General features: G+C 31.7%; 8 protein-coding genes. 2 read left to right on the top strand and 6 right to left on the bottom strand.

Translation table 11 applies throughout. The annotated features are described in order from the left end of the window. Window positions 1–8: 8 nt before the first annotated feature. The 6 genes from CX675_RS08975 to CX675_RS09000 all read right to left on the bottom strand — a co-directional run bounded on the left by CX675_RS08975 (window position 9) and on the right by CX675_RS09000 (window position 5529). Window positions 9–1559 carry a hypothetical protein gene (locus CX675_RS08975; RefSeq protein WP_130734901.1) on the bottom strand — a complete coding sequence of 517 codons (1551 nt, stop codon included), beginning with the start codon at window positions 1557–1559 and terminating at the stop codon, window positions 9–11. 77 nt (window positions 1560–1636) lie between these two features. Further along, window positions 1637–2596 carry a serine protease gene (locus CX675_RS08980; RefSeq protein WP_130734902.1) on the bottom strand — a complete coding sequence of 320 codons (960 nt, stop codon included), beginning with the start codon at window positions 2594–2596 and terminating at the stop codon, window positions 1637–1639. A gap of 8 nt (window positions 2597–2604) precedes the next feature. Continuing rightward, window positions 2605–3462: a caspase family protein gene (locus tag CX675_RS08985; RefSeq protein ID WP_130734903.1), complete on the bottom strand. Its 858-nt coding sequence runs from the start codon at window positions 3460–3462 to the stop codon at window positions 2605–2607. Between the two features lie 236 nt (window positions 3463–3698). Next, the gene (locus CX675_RS08990; protein WP_130734904.1) at window positions 3699–4271 is read right to left on the bottom strand and encodes an alkylphosphonate utilization protein; all 573 of its coding nucleotides are present in this window, start codon (window positions 4269–4271) and stop codon (window positions 3699–3701) included. Between the two features lie 3 nt (window positions 4272–4274). Beyond that, window positions 4275–4769: a DUF6646 family protein gene (locus CX675_RS08995; protein ID WP_130734905.1), complete on the bottom strand. Its 495-nt coding sequence runs from the start codon at window positions 4767–4769 to the stop codon at window positions 4275–4277. Between the two features lie 34 nt (window positions 4770–4803). Next, the gene (locus tag CX675_RS09000; RefSeq protein WP_130734906.1) at window positions 4804–5529 is read right to left on the bottom strand and encodes a metallophosphoesterase family protein; all 726 of its coding nucleotides are present in this window, start codon (window positions 5527–5529) and stop codon (window positions 4804–4806) included. A gap of 202 nt (window positions 5530–5731) precedes the next feature. Between CX675_RS09000 and CX675_RS19755 the strand changes: the two genes are divergently transcribed. Both CX675_RS19755 and CX675_RS19760 read left to right on the top strand, forming a co-directional pair. Then, entirely contained in the window at window positions 5732–5905 is a 174-nt protein-coding gene (locus tag CX675_RS19755; RefSeq protein WP_165396007.1) for a hypothetical protein, read from the top strand. A 232-nt stretch (window positions 5906–6137) separates the two neighbouring features. Beyond that, window positions 6138–6311, top strand: coding sequence for a hypothetical protein (locus tag CX675_RS19760; RefSeq protein WP_165396008.1), 174 nt, complete (start codon window positions 6138–6140; stop codon window positions 6309–6311). Window positions 6312–6403 lie beyond the last annotated feature (92 nt).

The following is a 6403-nucleotide window of genomic DNA, read 5'->3' on the forward strand; positions in this document are numbered from 1 at the left end:
TTATTGGTTTAATTTACTTCCACCCATTCTTCTTCTTTAATAGAAGGAAGCGGATTAGGAGATAAATCTAAAATGTTGCATTTTCTACCTAAAAGTAAGATTCCTCCAGATGACATTCCTTGTTCTTCTCTCGAACCTGTTCTATTAATACGAGTGTCACTGTAGCCATATGAACCTCCAAACATAAATGGACCAATCGACAATGCAGCACCTGCATTTACTTCATTTTCCGATTTTTTGTAGGAATCAGAGCCTTTTTTGAAGCCAATTTTTAAATCTGAAATAAAATACAATTCCGTAGTTACTGCTGGTAATAATCCTTTTCCATTACCATCACTAATCATTTGGTTGTTTAATATTTGTGCCCCATTTTTAGAATATTTCCAATAGCGCGATTTTAAGAAAGTACTTCCAAACCAAGGACTAGAAACATAGGCTTTACCAATTTTAAAAGACATTTCAAAATCATTGAAATTATAGCTTGAATCAATTTTTTTGTGTTTTCCTTTAGCTCCTCCACCAAAAATGCCTGCGAAACTTGCTGCTGCACTCCAGCTATGAGCTGTGCTTTTATAGTTTGATTCATAGTCGCTTTTTTTGAATTTGTAAGACAACCATTTAGAAGCATTGGATAATGTACTTGCTGGAACTGGAGCAGAAAAATAGTAAGAGTTCATACCACCTAAACCAGTTCTTTTAGCTGCTAATAATTCCGATTCGTATCTTTTTTTAACTGTAATAAAATTGCTGCTTTCAATTTCATCTATATAATTCAATGATTTTTCAATTTTACCTTTGTAACCAATACCTTCCCATCTTTTTAGAGCATCATCTCTTCTTTTAATGAAGTTTCGCCCATTAATAGCCATTTCACTCATGGCATCTGCTTCACCATCTGCCACTCTTTTTTGTAAATCTGTTAATTTATCTTCTGCTTCATAGTATAAAGCTTCATATTCTAAATATTTTATATATTTAGGTGATGGGAAAGATTGATAAATGTATTTTGGATTGTCTTCTGGGTGTTCTACCATAGAATCATCAAAATCTGGATTTTTTAGTTTCTTGATAGTCACAATGTCTTTTCTCAAGACTTCCAATTTCTTTTCCACTTTTGGATCAATTTTAGAATCTTTTACGACACAATATTCTAAAACATCACTATAAACATTTGATTTTGTATGATCTGGGTGAGGACTAAAAATGGTAAATTTTCTAGCACCTGTTTTCTTATCCATTTCAGGAATCATACTTGGAACCTGATCGGCTAATCTTGCAAATTCTTCAGAATATGCATATTTGCTGTATTTTTTGGAAGCTCTTGCATCTTCATATTCTTCATCACTCATGTTTTCTAATTTTGGAGTAGTACCAAAAAAACCTTTTAGAGCATAATCAAATGCTTCCGGATCCATTACTACAGGAACTGGTTCCCAAGCTATGAAATTATTTGGACCTAACATTTTTGGGTCACCGCCATTGGTCATTTTTTTAAATACATCGCCTAATAGATAACTTAAGAAGTCTTTCTCATCAGGCATTGGAACAAAATTTGACATAATTTTTATATTTTTAAGATTTTTATCCTACTCTATCAAGGCTTTTCGGATTTACGCCTATGGTTTGTTTATTTTATTTATGGGTAAGCTGTTCTAGCTTTGTTTACTAAATCGAGTAAATCGTTTCCACCACTTGCAGCATTGGTTGAGTTGTTTTGCCAACTTTGTACGGCTACTACATAAGGAATACCTCCCCAATATCCCCAAAATGGACCACCACTTTGACCTGGCCATACATCTGCTTGATGATAAATAGCTTGGTGTGCATCTGTTGTTGAGTCGTCACCGTTTAAAGCGATGTTGTTTTGATAAATGGGTCTTTGTGCTCCTGTTAAGTCCATTGGATAACCAGCATGTGTCCAGTAAGCTCCTCCATCCCAAGAATCGGTATACGCTTTTGCACCCATCCAGCCTGTAGTATTACCAATATTTCTGTCTAGAACCACCACTACATAATCGTATTTTCCTTCAGTACTATCGATTGTAGGTCCTTTTACTTTGTATTTGTAATACGTTTTTATAGCGTTTGCAGTCCCATAAGTAGCATTGGCTCCATTGTAATACATTGGTGAAAACTTCACCCACCCTGTGGAACCATTACTTAAAAAATCAATAACGTGAGCACAGGTTAATACATGTCTTGGTCCAATCATTACACCGCTAGCATACCCAAGAGCTGTTTCAACACGACCTACACATCGCCATGGGTAAGCAGTTGAATTATATACTATTCTTTGGTCTGTGCCAAAAATGGTTCTGCTTCCTTCTCCTTGCATAAATGTTTCACGGTCAATAAACTTTGCTTTTTTTGCCCCTTTTTTATCTTCTTTTGGATGAAAATCCTGATCTGCATTTACAGGACAAAATGCTTCTACTTCTTCCACATTAGCTCGTGCACCTCTTTTAAAACTTTCAATCGCTTCTGCTTCAATTTCTGATAAACCATCATCAATTTTTTCTGCCTTTTTTGCTTTAATAAGCTTTAGTTTTTCCACCTCTTTTGACAAAAGAGGTTTTTCATTTGCTTGACTTTTCATGTTTGTTTTTATTTAAAAATTAATTGTTTTAATTCTGTGGCTCTACTTTCAGTTTGGTTAATTTGAGCTGCACCCATAGCGGTTAAAGCATTGGCCAATTGAACATCCAATAGATTTCTTTTAATTTCACCATTTGTAGCTCGTAATATTTTACAAAGATTATAGGTGAAATAACCTCTAGTAAGCCCAGAGAAATCACCTTCCATAGCTACTTGGTTTTCTTTACAAGCAGCCCATAATACATGGTTCATTCCTTTTACCTTTACTAAAGATTTGGTTTTTGTAGTTTTTTCGGTTTTAGAGTCTTTAGTAGTTGTATCTGTTAGTTCCCTAGAAAAATTAAAATAAAATTCATCTTCTAGCATGGGTTCTATATACCTTGGAGTTTCATTAGTAAGATTGTTGAATTCATCAAACTTAATTCTTCTTGTTCCTGATCCAGAGTGACAACAATCGAAGAAAACATCTAAGTTTACTCCAGTTTGAAGCGTGTCGAAAATTGCCTTAAAATCATCATCTTTTAAAACACCTGCTGTTTTATAATCGTGAGGACAAATGGCTTCATCTAATCCATCTAATTCGAGATCATCGCTCATATTTGCTACTCTAGTACCATGTCCAGAATAATAAAAAACTAATGAATCTCCTTTTTTATTGGTTGAAACCAACCATTTTAAGTAGTTTATGATATTACTTTTGGTCGCATTTTGATTTGTTAAAATTCTAATGTTTTTTGGTTCAAATCCACAAATAACAAGTGTATTAGCCATGTCTCTTGCATCATGTATACAGCCATTTAAATCTGGTCCTCCAGGTCCGATAGGTGCATAATCATTAATTCCAATTATTATTGCTTTTTTTGTCATAATTTTTTATAGTTTTAATTAGTGATAAAAATTTTTGTAAAATTCTTATTTATTAAAACATTGTAAAAGAGTAAGTTACCTGATTTTTATTGGGTTTATGTACCTTTTTTTATATTGGGTTTTTAGAAGTAAATCAGGTGATTTTCCTATTATGGTATGGGGAAATAGTAGTATAAAACAAAAAGGGATTCGTATTTACGAATCCCTTTTTGTTTTATAAGAGGTTGGTTTTTAGTTTATTTAGTCTTTTTGACGTATTGTGTTAATATAACGATATGTTGGTTTTCTACACGTCCTTCAATTTGTTCTGCATTATCCCAGACTAATTTAATATTATGTACTGGAGCTCCTCTTTTTGCAATAAAATTTGCTCCTTTAACATCTAAATCCTTTATTAAAACGACTGAATCTCCATCTTGTAGGATATTTCCGTTAGCATCTTTGTGAATAATTTTACCATCATCATCATCTGCTTCTCCAGTAACTTTTGCCCATTCTAAAGCATCCTCTTCTAAATACATCATTTCAAGCATATCTAAGTTTTTTAATCGGGCGTGCATTCTCCATGAAACAATTTGAACAGGAAGATTTTCATTCCACATAGCGTCATTTAAACACCTCCAATGATTAAGATCAATCTCTTCTTGATTTTCAATTTGTGAAATACATGTTTTACAAGCTAGAATAGAATGATCGAGACTTTCTTCTGTATAAGGAGCAACATTGAAAACTTGTAATTCATGTTCATTTCCACACAATTCACATGTAGAATTACTTCTATCTTTTAATTTTTTTTCAATAACACTCATTTATTATAAATTGAAGCTAGTTCCTATAGAAAAATTAAATTGGTTATTATATTTTTCAAATCCTACTGGGTCATTATCATAGGTAGCGATTGGAAATTGAATTTCAGAGTAGATTCCAAATCCTTCAGAAAAGAAATAACGAGCTCCAAAATGAGCTCCAAAATTTTTTACACCTATATTTAGGCCAGGATATAAATCTATTTTTTCTTCGATATTAAAAATATCAGCAATGTTAGCACTAAATCTTGCTCTTATATCAAAGCGGTCGTCAAAATTAGGTTTTTCACCCATAATTTCTTCAATTCCTAAAAGATAAGAAGAAGTAAAACCAAATGACATATTTTTTCCTAATCCTATATCATATGTTGCTATGATACCCGTTCCATGATCTTGAAAATTAGCACCAACTTGAAATTTTTTATCTCCTTTTCCTGAGAAAACCTGTGCATTCATTATTCCAAAAGAGAATAGAGTGAATAAAAGTATTATTTTTTTCATTGTTATAATTTTACTACAAATATATAAATATAAGTTAATTTCTTCCTTTTTCAGATGGATAAAGCATATGAAGTGGTTGACTTTGCCAGAATGATTTAGTTTCAACATTTAAAATGGTTATCGGTCCTTTAAATGCCGCGCCAGTATCGATATTCCAAACATTAGCGACATTATAAGGTGTAGTTTTACCTATAAGTGAAACAGGTGTGTGTCCTATAAAAATTTCATGATATAATTTTAATCTTTTTGGGTAGCGTTCATCGTCAATACTCATTAGAGGATCTAAAGCTATAGCACATTCCCATAAAGTTCTGTCCCAATAGTAAAGCGGTTTAAAATATTCATATGTGACTCCTTTTAAATTTGTAAAACCAGCATGAATGAATAGTCGGTTGTCTTTATCTACGAAATAAGGAAATAAGGATTCTAAAAAATAAATATGATTAGTGATTGTCTCTGTAGTAGCATTTTTATAAGCTTCAAGTGTAGATTTACCACCATGGTTAAGCCATTCATCACTGTATTTATTGTTTTTCAAGTAGTTAAGTAATAAATCGTCGTGGTTGCCTCTTAAAAAAATACAATTTTGTGTTTTATTTAACGTTATAAGATAGTCTATAACTGCTACAGACTCACTCCAACCATCTACATAATCTCCTAAAAAGATAATGGTATCTGTTTTTTGAAAATTAACTTTTTGAACTACTTCTAGTAGTCCTTTTAACCCCCCATGAATGTCTCCAATTACAAACGTGCTCATTTTATCTTACTAAATAATTATAAAACAGACAGATATACTGCCAAAACTTTAACAAAATCGGCAGAAAACTTGTAAAATTAAAATTTTGTAACACCTTATTTTTGAAAAAGCAAAAATAAGGTGTTACAAATCAATAAAAGTTTCACTGCAATTTGTCAAAGTAATAAAAATAATAATATAAACAAATTTAAATTTTAGCATTATGAAAAAAACTATCCTTTCTTTAGTGATTATTATAACCGTTTCATTTTCAGTTGCTTCTTGTACAACAGATTCATATGATTCGGATATGGAAAACAATTCAGTTTCCATTCAATTAGACGATACTAGTACTACGACACAAACCGATCCTGTTATTATTCCTAAAAAAGACTAATCCCAAATTATAACACTAAATTAAACCTTATTAAAAGAATTTTTTTAACCCTAGTAATTATTATAACCGTTTCATTTTTTAATGTTTCTTGTACTACAGATGCGTATGATTCAGATATGGAAAACAATTCAGCTTCCATTCAATTAGACGATACTAGTAGCGCACCACAAACCGATCCTGTTATTATTCCTAAAAAAGACTAATCCCAAATTATAACACTAAATTAAACCTTATGAAAAGAATTTTTTTAACCCTAGTAATTATTATAACCGTTTCATTTTTTAATGTTTCTTGTACTACAGATGCGTATGATTCAGATATGGAAAACAATTCAGCTTCCATTCAATTAGACGATACTAGTAGCGCACCACAAACAGACCCTGTTATTATTCCTAAAAAAGACTAATCCCAAATATAACACTAAAATTAAACCTTATGAAAAGAATTTTTTTAACCCTAGTAATTATTATAACCGTTTCATTTTTTAATGTTTCTTGT

The organism is Flavobacterium sp. J27, assembly GCF_004303025.1.
Classification (GTDB): domain Bacteria; phylum Bacteroidota; class Bacteroidia; order Flavobacteriales; family Flavobacteriaceae; genus Flavobacterium.

What these genes read in the sequence shown, in the direction of transcription:
- CX675_RS08990 (WP_130734904.1), bottom strand. Translation starts at nt 4,271, where the DNA reads ATGAGTGTTATTGAAAAAAAATTAAAAGATAGAAGTAATTCTACATGT.
- CX675_RS08975 (WP_130734901.1), bottom strand. Translation starts at nt 1,559, where the DNA reads ATGTCAAATTTTGTTCCAATGCCTGATGAGAAAGACTTCTTAAGTTAT.
- CX675_RS08980 (WP_130734902.1), bottom strand. Translation starts at nt 2,596, where the DNA reads ATGAAAAGTCAAGCAAATGAAAAACCTCTTTTGTCAAAAGAGGTGGAA.
- CX675_RS19760 (WP_165396008.1), top strand. Translation starts at nt 6,138, where the DNA reads ATGAAAAGAATTTTTTTAACCCTAGTAATTATTATAACCGTTTCATTT.
- CX675_RS09000 (WP_130734906.1), bottom strand. Translation starts at nt 5,529, where the DNA reads ATGAGCACGTTTGTAATTGGAGACATTCATGGGGGGTTAAAAGGACTA.
- CX675_RS19755 (WP_165396007.1), top strand. Translation starts at nt 5,732, where the DNA reads ATGAAAAAAACTATCCTTTCTTTAGTGATTATTATAACCGTTTCATTT.
- CX675_RS08995 (WP_130734905.1), bottom strand. Translation starts at nt 4,769, where the DNA reads ATGAAAAAAATAATACTTTTATTCACTCTATTCTCTTTTGGAATAATG.
- CX675_RS08985 (WP_130734903.1), bottom strand. Translation starts at nt 3,462, where the DNA reads ATGACAAAAAAAGCAATAATAATTGGAATTAATGATTATGCACCTATC.